This window comes from Paucibacter sp. KBW04, assembly GCF_003852425.1.
In the GTDB taxonomy this organism is placed as follows: Bacteria; Pseudomonadota; Gammaproteobacteria; order Burkholderiales; family Burkholderiaceae_C; genus Paucibacter_A.
In genome coordinates this window covers 62664-76455 of sequence record NZ_QAJN01000013.1, presented here as the reverse complement: position 1 = coordinate 76455, position 13792 = coordinate 62664, and the positions used below count along the sequence as shown (strand labels likewise).

The window sequence follows — 13792 nt, the reverse complement described above, 5'->3', positions numbered from 1 at the left end:
AAGGGGCGGGGAGTGCCCCTGCTCAGTGCGCGATCAAGCGATCTGCTTCCACTGCGCCGTCAGCCCTTCCCACTTGGCGCGGGCGGCCTTGAGGTGGCGCTCTTTCACATGGCCATAACCGCGAATCTCCTCGGGGATACGGGCGATCTGCAGGGCCAGGGGCAGGCGCTCGGCCGTCAGGCCCTTGGCCAGGATGGCTTCGATGGCGGCGCGGTAATCGACGATCAAGGCGCGCTCCTGCTTGCGCTCCTCGGTGTGGCCGAAGACGTCCAGCGCCGTGCCGCGCAGCCCCTTGAGCTTGGCCAGCAGACCAAAGGCCGGGCGAATCCAGGCGCCCATTTGCTGCTTGACCAGATGCCCTTCAGCATTCTTCTTGGCCAGCAGCGGCGGGGCCAGATGGTGGACCAGCTTGAAGTCGCCTTCGAACTGGGCGGCCACCTTGTCGGTAAAGCTCTTGTCGGTGTGCAGGCGGGCGACCTCGTACTCGTCCTTGTAGGCCATGACCTTGAACAGATAACGGGCCACGGCCTCGCTCAGTTGGGTTCCACCCAAGGCCTTCTCGGCGGCCTGCACCTTGTCGACCAAGGCCTTGTAGCTGGCGGCATAGGCGGCGTTCTGGTAGCCGCTGAGGAAGTCCACCCGCTTGGCGACCAGCTCCTCGATGCCAGGGCGTTTGACGATATTGATCACCTGGCTGGCCACGAACAAAGCCTGCACGGCGGCCAGATCATGGGCGCAGCGGCGGCCCCATTCAAAGGCGATCTTGTTGTTCTCGATCTGCACATTGTTCAGCTCGATGGCACGCATCAAGGCCGCGTAGCTCAAGGGGATGCGGCCTTGCTGCCAGGCATAGCCCAACATCAGGGGGTTGGTGTAGAGCGAGTCGCCGACCAGCTTGACGGCCACTTCCTCGGCATCAAACATGCCCAGATGGCTGGCGCCCACGGCGGCTTGCACGGCGCTCTCGCAGGCGGCGCCGGGGAAGCTCCAGTTGGCATCGTTCACCAGGCTGGCGGTGGGCGAGCCATGGGTGTTCAGGGCCACATAGGTATGGCCCTCGCGCATCACGGCCAGCGTGGCCTTGTTGGCGGCGACGATGGAGTCGCAGGCAATCACCAGCTTGGCCTCGGCCGTGCCGACCTTGGTGCAGTGGATGTCTTCGGCGCGGTTAGCGATCTGGATATGGCTCCAGGTGCTGCCACCCTTTTGCGCCAGACCGGCCGCGTCCTGGGTGATCACGCCCTTGCCTTCCAGATGCGCGGCCATGCCCAGCAGCTGGCCGATGGTGATGACACCGGTGCCGCCCACGCCGGCCACGACGATGCCCCAGGCGCGGTCGGCATTGGGCACGGCGGGCAGGGGCAGGGCGCCCAATGTGGCGCTGTCAAAGGGGCTGAGCTTTTTGTCCTTCTTGGGCTTGTGCAGGGCGCCACCTTCGACGGTGACGAAGCTGGGGCAGAAGCCCTTGACGCAGGAGAAGTCCTTGTTGCAGGTGTTCTGGTTGATCTGGCGCTTGCGGCCAAAGTCGGTGTCCACCGGCTCGATGGACAGGCAGTTGGACTGGATGCTGCAGTCGCCGCAGCCTTCGCAGACCAGCTCGTTGATGACCACGCGCTTGGCCGGGTCCACCAGCTTGCCCCGCTTGCGGCGGCGGCGCTTCTCGGTCGCGCAGGTCTGGTCGTAAATGATGGCGCTGGTGCCGGGGATCTCGCGGAATTCGCGCTGGATGGCGTCCAGCTCGTCGCGGTGGTGCACGGTCACGCCGGAGAGCAGGGACACGCCGTTGTATTTCTCGGGCTCGTCGGTGACGATGACCAGCTTGCTCACGCCTTCGGAGCTCAGGCTCTGCATGATCTGCAGCACCGTGTGGCCTTCGGCGCGCTCGCCCACCTGTTGGCCGCCGGTCATGGCGACGGCGTCGTTGTACAGCACCTTGTAGGTGATGTTGACGCCGGCCGCGATGCTCTGGCGGATCGCCAGCAGGCCGCTGTGGAAGTAAGTGCCATCGCCCAGATTGGCGAAGATGTGCTTGTCATGGCTGAAGGCCGACTGGCCCACCCATGGCACGCCCTCGCCCCCCATTTGTGTGAAGGTGGCGGTGTTGCGGCCGGGCATCCAGCTGACCATGTAATGGCAGCCGATGCCGGCCACGGCGCGCGAGCCCTCGGGCACGCGGGTCGAGGTGTTGTGCGGGCAGCCCGAGCAGAACCAGGGCGTGCGGTCGGCGCCGCCGGCGGTTTTCTCTTCCAGCTTGAGGGCGTTCTCCTTGCCCTCGATGATGGCGACGCGGGCGTCCAGGCGGGCCTGCACATCGGCGTCCACGCCCAGCTTCTTCAGGCGCTTGGCGATGGCGCGGGCAATGATGGCCGGCGTCAGATCTGCCTGCGGGCGCAGCAACCAGTTCTTGCTGGGGTTGGGCAGGCCCCATTCGCCGCCCAGGCCGTCGCTGCCTTCGTCGTCGTCAAACTTGCCCAGCACATGCGGGCGCACATCGGGGCGCCAGTTGTAGAGCTGTTCCTTGATCTGGTATTCGATGACCTGGCGCTTTTCTTCCACGACCAGGATTTCTTTCAGTCCGTCGGCGAAGTCGCGGGTGATGGTGGCCTCCAGCGGCCACACCACATTGACCTTGTGCAGGCGGATACCCAGGCGGCGGCAGGTGTCGTCATCCAGACCCAGGTCGTGCAAGGCCTGGCGGGTGTCGTTATAGGCCTTGCCGCTGGCGATGATGCCCAGCCTGTCCTGCTTGGTCTCGATGACGTTGTAGTTCAGCTTGTTGGCACGCACGTAGGCCAGAGCGGCGTACCACTTGTGGTCCATCATGCGGGCTTCTTGCTCCAGCGGCGCGTCGGGCCAGCGGATGTGCAGGCCGCCCTGGGGCATGGGGAAGTCCTCGGGCAGGATGATCTTGACCCGGTCCGGGTCCACGCTCACCGAGGCGGAGCTTTCAACGATTTCCTGAATCGTCTTCAAGCCCGACCACAGGCCGGAGAAGCGGCTCATGGCAAAGGCATGCAAGCCCATGTCCAGAATGTCTTGCACGCTGGTGGGGAAGAAGACCGGGAAGCCGGCCGCCTTGAACACGTGGTCGCTCTGGTGCGCGGCGGTGGAGCTTTTGGCGATGTGGTCGTCACCCGCCACGGCGATCACGCCGCCATGCTTGGCCGTGCCGGCCATATTGGCGTGCTTGAACACGTCGATGCAGCGGTCCACGCCCGGGCCCTTGCCGTACCAGATGCCAAACACGCCGTCGAACTTCTTCTTCTCGGGGAAGAGGTCCAGCTGCTGCGTGCCCCACACGGCCGTGGCGCCCAGCTCTTCGTTAACGCCGGGCTGGAACACGATGTTCTGCTTGGCCAGATGCTTTTTGGCTGCCTGCAAAGCCTGGTCATAGCCACCCAGCGGCGAGCCGCGGTAGCCCGACACAAAACCGGCGGTGTTCAGGCCGTCGATGGCGTCACGGGTGCGCTGCAACATGGGCAGGCGCACCAGGGCTTGCACCCCGCTCATGAAGGCTCGGCCGTTGTCCAGCGCGTATTTATCGTCCAGCGTGACTGTTTCTAGCGCGCGCAGGATGTGATCGGGCAAAGGGGCGTTCATCGGGGCTGGACTCCAGGGGGTGTGAGGGCTTGGCTGTCGGCCGCTCGTCGGGGTGCTTGTGGCGCAGGCGAGGGGCAGGTTTCCGGCTTTTTACCGGGTACGGGAGTGTATGAAAAGGCCCGCGTTTGGTGCTTGCGAATTCAGGCTCAAGGCTACGCCTTTGAGCAATAATCTTGCTAAACAAAGGCCTGAAGTATGAGAAGCATTTCAGAGAATCAAAATTCAGTGAAAACCCCATGCCCTGAGGATGGCGCTCCGGGCAAGCCGGCCGAATCTGCGTCCGCGTCCGGTTCAGTTTCCGCTTCTGCTCCCGCAGCCAAGCCGCCCGGCGGCGCGCTGGACCGCTACGACATTGCCATCTTGGTGGAGTTGCAGCGCGATGCTCGCCTGTCCAATGCCGAACTGGCCGCCCGCATCGGCCTTTCTGCCGCGCCCACCTGGCGGCGGGTCAAGTGGCTGGAGGAGCAGGGCTTCATCACCGGCTACCGCGCCGAGATCGACCGCCGCAAAGTCGGCCTGGGCGTCCTGGCCTTTGTGCGGGTGGACGCCGACCGCAACAACGGGGCTACCACCAAGGCGCTGGAAGACGCTTTGCGCCAGCAGCCTGAGGTCATCAGCTGCCACTACATCTCAGGCGCGGGGACTTTTGAGCTGCAGGTGATGGCGACAGATTTGGACGCGTTCTCGCGGTTTTCCATCGATACCTTGCTCAATTTGCCTAACGTCAAGGATGTGCATACGAGTTTTTCCTTGGGGGAAGTTAAAGCGGGGGGTGGGGTGCCGTTGGAGCATTTGAGGGGGTGAGGGGCAGCTGCGCAATGGGCGAGCAATAGTCAGTAGCGAATTTCCGAGATCAAAGTTGGGCGCCGCAAGAGCCAATTTTTCGTGCGCCGCTTGCACTGGTTCACCCTATCGATAACGCGACTAGACGTGTCCTCACTCGTCACTTGGCCAGTCGACTACGATCGCCACTTCGATATCGATCAATCTGGAAAGCCCTATGACAACCATAGAACTGCTTCGCAAGTTTGCCGCCACGAAGCTTCCGATCAGAATTTTGGCTGCGGAGGAGTTCAATGGCGCCGAGCAACTCGCGAAACTGGGATATATCAAGCTGGCCATACCGCCAATGAAGAAGGGCCGGAATACTTACGGACAGCAGGACCCTGCACTCGTGCTGGCAATCACGCCGTCAGGCAAGCGAGCCATTGCCACGTAGTCAACTCGCGGCTGCGCACATGCTCAAACCGCCCTCAAATTACTCTGCATACTCCGCGAAATCTGGTTAATTCCCAGGCTCATTAGGCATCAATAGACCATTCGCCAATGATGAAGACGTTCATTTTGATTGCAGCGCTCCTGGTTTCTGCTTGCGCGACGACTGGATCGAGTCAGCTTCCTGGCAGACCTCCCGAAGGGAAGAGTCGGATCGTCATCTATTGGCCCGCTGGATCACCTGGGCGTCTTTCATGCCCTACTCAAAAAGTTGATGACCTCGAAGCAATGAAATTGCCGTTTGGTGGCTATTCTTTTGTTGACGTGCCGCCCGGCAAGCATTTGATCTACGCCATCAAGTCCTGGTGCTTCGATCTGTCTTCTGAAGTGCAAGTCGAAACGATGGCCAATCAAATCGTATACGTCCGTCATTCGTACCTAAAGACCAAGTTTCCTGGAGCGCAATGGTCACAAAACGGCCTGCACGGGTTTTGGATTGGCTTGTTGCCTGTAGCTGAGGCTGTCGCAAAAAAGGAACTGCAGCAATAGCAGTTCGGGGCCAGGTGTCAAATCTATAGGCAAGACCTGACCCTAGCCCGTCCTAACTCCCATGTGGTGTGGCTTGGTCCGGTGGCGATTCTCAACTGTGATGGCTGCCCAGCCTATGCGGCACGTAGCGCCGTCAACCCTTGTTCTTGTTCAACGGCCCAGCCGGGAGTTCGCCCCGGCGGGCGACCTACTTTTTTGCGTCGCCAAAAAAGTAGGCAAAAAAGGCGACCCGACGCCTGGCCCCTTCGGGGTCCGTTGCGGTGCTCAGGTTTGCTAGGCCGCGCCCAACTCACTGCGCTACGCTCCGTTCAAACAAGGGGCGCGAAGTCAGTCCTTGAAGTCGCTTCGCGACGCCCAAGCAAGCTTGCGCTCCTCACCCAGTCTCAACGGGGTTTGAATACCGTCACGCCTCGCTGCGCATCGGCTTGAGGGGCTGCATGCGCCGAGCGCATGCAGCGTTAGCTGCTCCGTCATCGAGGCGACGCGCAGCGAGCCGAGTGGGGTTCGCATTCCCCGTGTTGCCTGGGCGAGGAGCACAGAATTTGACGGGCGGCGCGCAGCGCCTTCAAGATCTAGCTCGCGCCGCATGTCTGAACGGAGCGTAGCGAAGTGAGTTCGGCGCGGGCCGGCGAATTCGAGCACCACAGCGAACCCCGAAGGGGCCAGGCATTCGGGGCGGTTTCTTTGCCTTCTTTCTTGGGCGCCCAAGAAAGAAGGTCGCCCGCCGGGGCGAACTCCCGGCTGGGCCTTTGCGAAGGGGCAATAGGGTTGACGCAGTCAGCGTCGTTTCGGCGGAAAGAGCGAACGGTATTCAAGCCCCAGTCACATCGCTGAGAATCCCCCCACATCACTTTCACCGAGGAGATCTCCATGGGTTGGTTTTCAAAAAGCACCGACGGCTTCTTCCTGGCCACCACCACGCCGCCTGATATCGCCATCGGCCAATACCTGGGCGTGGTGAACGGCGAAGCCATCATCGGCGCCAACATCTTCCGCGACATGTTCTCCTCCGTCCGCGATGTGGTCGGCGGCCGCGCCGGTGGCTATGAGAGGGCCTTGTCGGGTGCGCGGGATGCGGCGCTGGAAGGGCTGATCGATGCGGCCAAGGAGTTGGGGGCCAACGGCGTGATCGGCATCGACTTCGACTACGAGGTCCTGGGCGAAGCCAACGGCATGATGATGGTGGCGGTCAGCGGCACGGCGGTAAAGCTGGGCTAGGCTGACCCCACAATGGGCCACCCCCGCTGAAAGCACCGCCTTCATGCCCCATACCGCCTCTGCCCGCCTGCCCTTCAATCACTTCCTGCTGGCCTTGGCCGTCGTGGCCATCTGGGGCAGCAATTTCGTCGTCATCCGCCTGGGGCTCAACGCCCTGCCGCCCCTGCTGTTTGCCACCTTGCGCTTCAGCTTTGCGGTACTGCCAGCCCTCTTCTTTCTGAAGAAGCCGGACCTGCCCTGGCGCAATCTGGCGGCCTACGGGCTCTTGATCGGCGTCGGGCAGTTCGGCCTGCTGTTCCTGGCCATGCGCAGCCAGATCTCACCGGGCCTGGCCTCGCTGGTGATACAGACGCAGGTTTTCTTCACGCTGATGCTGTCCATGCGGGTGAACAAGGAGCGCGTCCAGCCCTTTCAGTGGTTGGCGCTGGCCCTGGCCGCCTCGGGCATAGGCGTGATCGCCAGCCATACCGATGGCAGCGCCACGCCGCTGGGGCTTTTGATGATTCTGCTGGCGGCCTTCTCCTGGGCCTGCGCCAATATGGTGGGCAAGCGGGCAGGGCGGGTGAATATGCTGGCCTATATGGTTTGGACCAGCGTGTTCGCGGTGCCGCCGCTGCTGATTCTGTCCCTGCTGTTTGAAGGTCCGGCCCTGATGAGCCAGGGCCTGGCGCGGGCCGATGCCGTCACCTGGGCGGCCGTGCTGTGGCAGGCGCTGGGCAATACCTTGTTTGGCTACGGCGTTTGGGGCTGGTTGCTGGCCCGCCACGCGGCGGCCACCATCGTGCCCATGGCCTTGCTGGTGCCCATCTTCGGCATGAGCACGGCGGCCTGGGCCTTGGGTGAAAGCCTGCCGGCCTGGAAGTTGATTGCGGCCGCCTTGGTGCTCAGCGGCTTGGCGCTCAATCTGCTGTGGCCGCTGCTGCGAGCCCGTTTGCTGGAGAGCTCATCATGAAGCCAATCACGCGACGCAAGTTCACCGGCCTATCGCTGGGCCTGCTCATGGCCGCGAGCGCCTGGGCCGACGGCGGCCCCCGCCGCAATCTCTGGGTGGAAATCCGCTGGGTGGACAGCAGCCTCAGCAATGCCGCCTTGAGCGGCGTGCGGGAAGGCGCGGTGGTGCTGGGCACGACAGGCTCGGTCTCACCCCGTGGCGGCGTGGCCTTGAGCACGCGGCGTGAAAGCAGCAGCCAGCAGCAACAACAACAACGCCTGCTGGTGCTCAATGGCAGCACGGCGCGGGTGCGCTTGAGCGAGCAGGTGCCGGTGCAGTGGGTGGACTACGGCGTACAAGTGGACGCGGGCGCCAAGGTGCTGGCCGTCCCGCGCAGCGGCTCGGTCGAGATGCTGTCGGAGTTCAGCGTTACCCCGCAGTGGCCGGGCGAGCGCCAGCCCGTGCGGGTCAGCCTGCAGGTGCAGCAAGGGCGCGCGCCGGCGGCCGAGGGCGCCGGTGTGCCGGTCAACCCTGCCACCCACCCCCAAGCCAGCCAAAGCACCCAAGTCCAAAGCACGGTTTCGCTGCCGCTGGGCGAATGGCTGACGATCGCCCGCAGCGGCCTGCGGGCCGAGGCGCAGGAGCGCGGCACGCTCAGCAGCCGCGATGCCGAGGGCCGGGCCAGCCGGGAGCTGCAGATCCGAATCGAGCTGGCGCCCTGAGCCCAGTCCTCACGGTCGGGCGCTTGTTGATCCAATTGGTATTTGATTGGCCTGCTGAGATGCTAGGCTCTCGACCATTCTCGGGAGTTGATTGCATGAATTTCAGCCAAGGACTGTTTCTTCGTTTGGCCAGCGTGGCCGTGGTGGCCCTGATTCTTTGTTCCTGCCCGGCGCAAGCAGCGCCGGACGCCGCAGCCAAGACCGCTGCCGCCGCCTCGGCGCCCAACTATCCGCTCTTCGGCGCCAAGCCCCTGCGGGTGGAGCGCGCCAGCGCCAAGGTGGTGGGGGTGTACACGCCGATGTGGGAGTCGGTGAGCCAGGTGGACCGCCTGCAAGGCGATAGCGTCACCCATCTGCTTTATGCCTTCTTGCGCCCTTGTGGTCCCGGCGCCCTCAGCCAGGATGCTGCCCGTTGCGCCGGCAAAAAAGACTTTGAGCTGACGACCGGCCCGGTGGAGAAGACCTTTGACGCCGCCTTCACTCGCCTGAAGGCGCGCGCGCCGCACGTCAAGGTGCTGGCCTCGGTGGGCGGCTGGGGCGGCTCTGACCCCTTCTTCCACATGGCCGGCGACCCGCTCAAGCGCGAGGTATTTGTCGCGTCCAGCCTGCAGTTTCTGCGCGATCACCCCGGCTTTGATGGCATCGACATCGACTGGGAACACCCCGGCAACAACGGCGCCGCCAATGGCGTGCAACTGGGCAGCGTCGAGGACGGCAAGCATTACGCCCTGCTGCTGCAAGAGCTGCGCCAAGGCCTGACCCGGCTGACGGCCGAGACCGGCCGCCCCTATCAGCTGAGCATCGCCGTTAACACCGGCAGCCCGGTGGTGGACCGTATTGACTTCAAGGCCGCTGCGCCCGTGCTCGACCATGTCTTCATGATGACCTACGACTTCTACGGCGGCTGGTCCGAGGGCGTGGGCCACCATGCGGCCCTGCGCAGCACGACGCCGGAGGCCGACGACAGCCTGGAGCGCTCGGTGCGCAATCTGGAGCGGGCCGGTGTGCCGCGCGCCAAGATGGTGGCCGGCGTGGCCATGTACGGCCGTGGCTTTGCGGGCGTGAACAAGGCGCAGACCGGTGCGGCTAAGACGGGGCCCTTCCCCGGTGCCGACGGCTCCCTCGCCTACCGCAGCATTTCGCGTGACTATCTGGGCCCGCAGGGCCGGGGCCTGCGCGGCTTTCAGGCAAGACTTGACCCCGTCACCCAGGCTTGGTTCCTTTTCAATCCCAAGCTCAAGCTCTACCTGGGTTATGAGGACCCTCGCGCCGTCATCGCCAAGGGTCGCTACGCGCAGGAGCAGGGTTTGGGCGGCGTGTTTGCCTGGGAGCTGAGCCAGGACAATGGCGATCTGCTCAATGCGATGAACTATGGCGTGGGCAATCTGCTGCTGCCATAACGCGCAATTCACACGTTCATGTTGTAGGTGGTCGATGGAAAAGAATGGGGAAAGGCGGAGTTTTGGTCTTCGCCAATCGCACGGATGCTGGCACAATTGCAGCATGAAGTCATCGACACAGCCCCTCACCGCAGTTCCGTCGGGTGTTGCTCCTGCGACCTTCTCGGCGGCCTTCAAACCCTTGCGCTTGGCCTGCACCTGGACGCTGAGTATGGCGCTGAGCACGGCGCTGAGCGGCGCCGCGCTGGCCGCCCCCGCGGAGGAGGAGGCCAAGCCCGCCCCGCCAGCCAGCGTGCAATGGGGCGGCATCTACAAGGCCGATGCCTTGCACGTCAGCAAGCCCAGCCAGAACACCTGGATCGGCCATCTGAACCTGCATGCCGACGCCGATCTGGACAAGCTCTGGGGCTGGTCGGACACCAACTTCCATATCGAGGCCTTGTTCAACCATGGCGGCCGACCCAATCTGCGCATAGGCAGCAGCCAAGGTGTCAGCAATATCGAGGTGGCCGAAGGCGCGGCCCGGCTCTACGCCACCTGGATCGAGCGGGACTTCAAGGACAGCGGCACCCGTGTGCTGTTTGGGCTTTACGACCTGAACTCTGACTTTTACGCGACCGAGGCCTCGGCTCAGCTGATCAACCCGTCCTTTGGCATCGGTGTCGAGGCTTCGCAAAGCGGGCGCAACGGCCCCTCCATCTTCCCCAATCTGGGTCTGGGCCTGCGCATGCGGCAGGCCGTGGGTACGAATCATTATGTGCAGGGCGTGATCCTGGACGGCGTACCCGGCGACCCCCTGCACCCAGGCCGCACCAGCTTCAAGCTGAGCTCGGACGAAGGCGCCTTGGCGGTGATGGAGTTTGGCTACCAGTCGCGTGAAGGCGAGGGCGAGGCGCAGGTCAATGGCCCTGGCAAATGGGCCGTGGGTGCTTGGGCTTACAGCCGCGCGACCGAGTCACGCATCCCCAATGACGAGCAGCTGCGCCGCAACCAAGGCGTCTACGGCCTGGTGCAGGGCCTGCTGCACGAGGGCGGCGGCAGCCGCAGCCTGGGTTTCGCACGCGCCGGCCTGGCGCAGCGCAGCATGAACCAGGTCGACCTGGCTTTTGATCTGGGCGTGCTGGTGGAGCATCCCTTCTCCAACGTCCCCAGCCTGGCCAAGGTCGCGCCCGAGTCCTTCACCGCCGGCCTGGCCGTGGCACGCTATGGCCGGGCCTATCGCGATGCCCAGCAAGCCCTGGGTCAGGCGCAGGCTGATAGCGAAATCGCGCTGGAGCTAGGCATGCGCTGGTTGTTCGTCCAAGAGTTAGCGGTGCAGCCCTTGGTCCAGCACATCTGGCGCCCAGGCGGCCGTCCGGGTGAGGCAACGACCTTGCTGGGCCTGCGCCTGGAGTGGACCTTTGGGCCGCACTGAGTCAGTCTGAGCCAGGCTGAGTCAGAGAATCAGCCGCGCGATTTGATCTCGTGATCCAGATCGGGCCGCGTCCAAGGGTCAAGATGGGTCATCAGGTCCAGTACGCGGTGGCGCTGTAGCACGCGCTGGCGTGCTTGCACCGAGATCTCATGGCCGGCCTCGACGGTGATCTGGGCGTCCACCTCCAGATGTGCGTCCACCACAATCATGTCGCCCATCTTGCGGCTGCGCACATCGTGGACGTTACGCACGCCCGGGGTTTCTAGCAGGGTCTGGCGGATCGCCGCCACTTCCTCATCGTCGGCCGCGCGGTCCATCAAATCGTGCAGGGCATCCCAGCCAAAACTCCAACCCATCTTGCTGACCATGAACCCGACGATCAGCGCGGCAATCGGGTCCAGCAAGGGGTAGCCGGCCAGATTGCCGATGATGCCCAGGCCCACCACCAAGCTGGAGGCGGCGTCCGAGCGCGCATGCCAGGCATTGGCCACCAGCATGCTGGACTTGACCCGCTTGGCCACGGCCAACATATAGCGGAACAAAGTCTCCTTGGCCACCAGGGCGATGCCGGCTACCCACAGAGCCACGCCGTGCACGGTGGCGATGGTTTCGGGGTTTTGCAGCTTGACGGCGGCGCTCCACAACATGCCCACCCCCACCCCCAGGAGCAAGAGGCCCAGGGCCAGCGAGGCCGCCGTCTCGAAGCGGTGATGGCCATAGGGGTGGTCTTCGTCGGCGTCCTTCTGGCTGTGATGGTTGGCCCAGAGCACGACGAAGTCAGACACCAGATCCGAGAGCGAATGAATCCCGTCCGCTACCAAGGCCTGCGACTTGGCCATCACACCCACGACGATCTGGATGCTGGTCAAGATCACATTGACGATGACGCTGACCCAGGTGCTGCGTGAGGCGGCGGCCACCTTTTCCTGGGGGCTGATGCTGCTGTCTTCTTGATCTTCGGCGGCGTGGTGAACGTGCATGGTTTGAGGCTTCTTGGATTTATGACTGCTGGTCGGCATCCTAAGGGGCGTTCAGCAAGCTGGACTGTGCCGGACTCAGCTTTGGGCCAGCTGATCTGGATCAAGGCGGCGCGCTAGCCGCCACCCGCTTTAAGAAAGCCCTAAGCCCCGCTGCTCAGCATTGTCTGCATGGAACTCAAGGAGACCCTGCGATGAGCAAGAAAAAGATTCCGCCCTTGGGCCTGGCACTCGCCCTGTGCATGGGCGCGATGCTGGCGGCCAAGGCAGAAACCCCCGCCCAAGTCCTGGCCGCCTATGCCGCCGAGGCGGGTGCGCCCGGCAATCCGCAGCGGGGCCAAGCCCTGTTCACCCAAAACCATGGCCAGACCTGGAGCTGCGCCTCCTGCCATGGCGCTCTGCCCACCCAGGCGGGCAAGCATGCGTCCACGGCCAAGACCATCGCCCCGCTGGCGCCGGCCTTCAACCCACAGCGCTTTGTCGATGCGGCCAAGAGCGAGAAATGGTTTCGCCGCAACTGCAAAGACGTGCTGAGCCGCGAATGCACGCCCGGCGAAAAAGCCGATGTGCTGAGCTGGTTGATGACGCTCAAACCTTGAAGGAATTCGGAAATGAAAAGAACTCACCTCCAAGCGGCCTGGCTGAGCGCGCTGGCTTTGTTGTGCAGCGCGGCCCAGGCCGACGGCGACAAGCAGGCCAGCACGCCCTTGCTGCCCAAGTACAAGCAGGAATGCTCGGCCTGCCATCTGGCCTACCCACCGCAGTTTCTGCCCGCCGCCTCCTGGCAGCGGCAGATGCAAAACCTGAGCAAGCACTACGGCAGCGATGCCTCGCTGGACGCGGCCACCGTGAGGGAGCTCAGCCTTTGGCTGAACGCCAATGCCGGCAGTGGCAAGCGCGCTCGCCAGGAGCCGCCGCAAGACCGCATCACGCAGAGCGCCTGGTTTGTGCGCGAGCACGAGGAGGTCTCCGCCGCGACCTGGAAGCTGCCCGCGGTGAAGAGCGCCGCCAACTGCGCCGCCTGCCATACCCAAGCCGAATCCCAAGGAACATTCCATGAACGCCACATCCGCATCCCCCGCTAATGCCCTCGCGCCGCGTCTGGTCTGGGATCTGCCGCAGCGCCTGGTGCATTGGTTGATGGTCTTGAGCTTTGCCGGCGCTTACCTGACGGCCGAGAGCGAGACCTGGCGCCTGGTCCACGTCAGCCTGGGCTATACCTTTGGTGGCCTGCTGGTGTTCCGCCTGCTCTGGGGCTTGATCGGTAGCCGCTATGCGCGCTTTGCCAACTTCGTCAAAGGGCCGCAGGCGGTGCTGCGCTATCTGCGCTCCTTGCTCAGCGGCAGCCCCGAGCACCATGTGGGCCACAACCCGGCCGGTGCCCTGGCCATCGTCGCGATGCTGGGCCTGGGCTTGGGCTTGGTCTTGAGTGGCTGGGCCAACTACAACGAGCTGGGTGGCGATTGGCTGGAAGAAGCGCATGAGCTGCTGGCAAGCGGCCTGATCGCCGTGATCGCCGTCCATGTGCTGGGCGTGATCGTCTCCAGCCGCCTGCATCGCGAAAACCTGCCCAAGTCCATGCTCACCGGCCGCAAGAACGCCGCGCCCGAGCAAGGCATACGCAGCGCCTGGGCCAGCGTGGCCGCGCTCATTCTGGTGGCGGTGCTGGGCTTCTGGAGCTGGCAGTGGACGCAGGCAGGCAGCTTGTTGCCGACGGCCAGCCAGACTCAAAGCCATGACGACGATGACTGAGCCAGAATCCAGCC

Annotated in this window: 13 protein-coding genes; 11 read left to right on the top strand and 2 right to left on the bottom strand. The window is 63.9% G+C overall.

What is annotated here, in order from left to right:
* Nucleotides 1–33: 33 nt before the first annotated feature.
* Entirely contained in the window at nt 34–3600 is a 3567-nt protein-coding gene (locus DBR47_RS16760) for an indolepyruvate ferredoxin oxidoreductase family protein (protein WP_124452129.1), read from the bottom strand.
* Between the two features lie 336 nt (nt 3601–3936).
* On the opposite strand from DBR47_RS16760, the gene DBR47_RS16755 reads away from it, so the two are divergent.
* The 8 genes from DBR47_RS16755 (at nt 3937) to DBR47_RS16725 (ending at nt 11049) form a co-directional block, all read left to right on the top strand.
* Nucleotides 3937–4404 carry an Lrp/AsnC family transcriptional regulator gene (locus DBR47_RS16755; RefSeq protein ID WP_231512357.1) on the top strand — a complete coding sequence of 156 codons (468 nt, stop codon included), beginning with the start codon at nt 3937–3939 and terminating at the stop codon, nt 4402–4404.
* Between the two features lie 196 nt (nt 4405–4600).
* Nucleotides 4601–4819 carry a hypothetical protein gene (locus tag DBR47_RS16750; RefSeq protein WP_124452125.1) on the top strand — a complete coding sequence of 73 codons (219 nt, stop codon included), beginning with the start codon at nt 4601–4603 and terminating at the stop codon, nt 4817–4819.
* Nucleotides 4820–4929: 110 nt separating this feature from the next.
* Nucleotides 4930–5364 (top strand): hypothetical protein, encoded by a 435-nt coding sequence (locus tag DBR47_RS16745; protein ID WP_124452123.1) that lies wholly within the window; start codon nt 4930–4932, stop codon nt 5362–5364.
* Nucleotides 5365–6270: 906 nt separating this feature from the next.
* Entirely contained in the window at nt 6271–6582 is a 312-nt protein-coding gene (locus DBR47_RS16740) for a heavy metal-binding domain-containing protein (protein WP_370454931.1), read from the top strand.
* Between the two features lie 67 nt (nt 6583–6649).
* On the top strand, nt 6650–7534 hold the full coding sequence (locus tag DBR47_RS16735; protein WP_197047120.1) for an EamA family transporter: 885 nt from the start codon (nt 6650–6652) through the stop codon (nt 7532–7534).
* Nucleotides 7531–8235 carry a hypothetical protein gene (locus tag DBR47_RS24735; RefSeq protein WP_197047118.1) on the top strand — a complete coding sequence of 235 codons (705 nt, stop codon included), beginning with the start codon at nt 7531–7533 and terminating at the stop codon, nt 8233–8235. The genes DBR47_RS16735 and DBR47_RS24735 overlap by 4 nt, the downstream gene beginning before the upstream one ends.
* A 95-nt stretch (nt 8236–8330) precedes the next feature.
* Nucleotides 8331–9635 (top strand): glycoside hydrolase family 18 protein, encoded by a 1305-nt coding sequence (locus DBR47_RS16730; protein ID WP_197047117.1) that lies wholly within the window; start codon nt 8331–8333, stop codon nt 9633–9635.
* A gap of 103 nt (nt 9636–9738) precedes the next feature.
* A complete protein-coding gene (locus tag DBR47_RS16725) occupies nt 9739–11049 on the top strand; it encodes a carbohydrate porin (protein ID WP_197047116.1) in 1311 nt (436 codons plus the stop codon).
* Nucleotides 11050–11078: 29 nt separating this feature from the next.
* Here the strand turns inward: DBR47_RS16725 and DBR47_RS16720 are convergent, their stop codons facing one another.
* A complete protein-coding gene (locus DBR47_RS16720) occupies nt 11079–12029 on the bottom strand; it encodes a cation diffusion facilitator family transporter (RefSeq protein WP_124452113.1) in 951 nt (316 codons plus the stop codon).
* 191 nt (nt 12030–12220) lie between these two features.
* Between DBR47_RS16720 and DBR47_RS16715 the strand changes: the two genes are divergently transcribed.
* From DBR47_RS16715 to DBR47_RS16705, 3 genes are read left to right on the top strand one after another with little or no spacing between them, the layout of a single operon-like run.
* Nucleotides 12221–12625, top strand: coding sequence for a DUF1924 domain-containing protein (locus tag DBR47_RS16715; protein WP_231512349.1), 405 nt, complete (start codon nt 12221–12223; stop codon nt 12623–12625).
* Between the two features lie 12 nt (nt 12626–12637).
* Nucleotides 12638–13111: a diheme cytochrome c gene (locus tag DBR47_RS16710; protein ID WP_124452111.1), complete on the top strand. Its 474-nt coding sequence runs from the start codon at nt 12638–12640 to the stop codon at nt 13109–13111.
* Entirely contained in the window at nt 13083–13778 is a 696-nt protein-coding gene (locus DBR47_RS16705) for a cytochrome b/b6 domain-containing protein (protein WP_124452109.1), read from the top strand. The genes DBR47_RS16710 and DBR47_RS16705 overlap by 29 nt, the downstream gene beginning before the upstream one ends.
* The last annotated feature ends 14 nt before the right edge of the window (nt 13779–13792 follow it).

Coding starts and splice junctions, on each gene's coding strand:
- DBR47_RS16760 (WP_124452129.1), bottom strand. CDS start 3,600: ATGAACGCCCCTTTGCCCGATCACATCCTGCGCGCGCTAGAAACAGTC.
- DBR47_RS16750 (WP_124452125.1), top strand. CDS start 4,601: ATGACAACCATAGAACTGCTTCGCAAGTTTGCCGCCACGAAGCTTCCG.
- DBR47_RS16720 (WP_124452113.1), bottom strand. CDS start 12,029: ATGCACGTTCACCACGCCGCCGAAGATCAAGAAGACAGCAGCATCAGC.
- DBR47_RS16715 (WP_231512349.1), top strand. CDS start 12,221: ATGAGCAAGAAAAAGATTCCGCCCTTGGGCCTGGCACTCGCCCTGTGC.
- DBR47_RS16710 (WP_124452111.1), top strand. CDS start 12,638: ATGAAAAGAACTCACCTCCAAGCGGCCTGGCTGAGCGCGCTGGCTTTG.
- DBR47_RS24735 (WP_197047118.1), top strand. CDS start 7,531: ATGAAGCCAATCACGCGACGCAAGTTCACCGGCCTATCGCTGGGCCTG.
- DBR47_RS16745 (WP_124452123.1), top strand. CDS start 4,930: ATGAAGACGTTCATTTTGATTGCAGCGCTCCTGGTTTCTGCTTGCGCG.
- DBR47_RS16725 (WP_197047116.1), top strand. CDS start 9,739: ATGAAGTCATCGACACAGCCCCTCACCGCAGTTCCGTCGGGTGTTGCT.
- DBR47_RS16705 (WP_124452109.1), top strand. CDS start 13,083: ATGAACGCCACATCCGCATCCCCCGCTAATGCCCTCGCGCCGCGTCTG.
- DBR47_RS16730 (WP_197047117.1), top strand. CDS start 8,331: ATGAATTTCAGCCAAGGACTGTTTCTTCGTTTGGCCAGCGTGGCCGTG.